Origin of the sequence: Streptomyces sp. adm13(2018), assembly GCF_008042145.1 — a bacterium.
Taxonomy (GTDB): Bacteria; Actinomycetota; Actinomycetes; order Streptomycetales; family Streptomycetaceae; genus Streptomyces.
On record NZ_RDBH01000297.1, the window covers coordinates 1 to 761 of the forward strand.

Annotated in this window: 1 protein-coding gene; it reads right to left on the reverse strand. The window is 69.0% G+C overall.

Going from position 1 to position 761, the window contains the following annotated elements; genetic code table 11:
* Positions 1 to 100 precede the first annotated feature (100 nt).
* Positions 101 to 761: GNAT family N-acetyltransferase (locus EAO70_RS36755; protein ID WP_148007109.1), on the reverse strand; the 661-nt coding region annotated here is incomplete at its 5' end.

Genomic DNA, 761 nt, shown 5'->3' on the forward strand with positions numbered 1-761 from the left:
GGGTTGTGCGGAGTCGTGGGGTGCAGGGGACGTCGACACGAGGACTCCTCGGAGTGGGAACCGCTGTGGGCCGGGCGGTGGAGAGAAGGCAGAGGGTTGTTCACAGAACGTGACGGAGGGTGCGGTCACGCATCATGAGGGCCGCTTGTTTGTCGGGAAGGTCGACTTCCGCCGCGAAGCGGAAGCCGCCGGTGAGGAACGCGGAGACGGAGGGGGTGTTGCGGATGTCGGGTTCGGCGACGACGCGGGTGCAGCGGGGACGGTGGTCGAGGACGAGATCGGCGACGGTGCGCAGCAGGGTGCTGCCGACACCGCGGCCACGGTCGGTGACGCCTCCGACCAGCAGATGGATACCGGTGTCGTGGGGACGCGCCGGGTAGTGCCGGGCGAGCGGGTCGAGGTCCGCCCGGTAGATCTCGAAGTAGCTCACGGGCGTGTTGTCGAGCACTCCGAGGCAGGGGACGCTGCGGCCGTCGCCTTCGAGTTGGGCGCTGATGTGCTCGGCGGTGGCGCTATCGGGTCCGGCCAGTTCCCAGAAGGCGGCGACGGCGGGGTCGTTCATCCACCGGGTGATGAGCGGCAGGTCTCGTTCGAGCCGCACGGGGACGAGTTGGAAGACGCCTACGGGTGTGGGGGCCGGGTTCCAGGAGGCGACGGAGTCCAGCAGGTCGCCGTCGAGGATCTCGGCGTCCATGTGGCCGCCTTCGAGGAGGGTGACGAGTTCGTCGAGCCTCAGATCGAGGGTGTCGTCACCGGGTGGG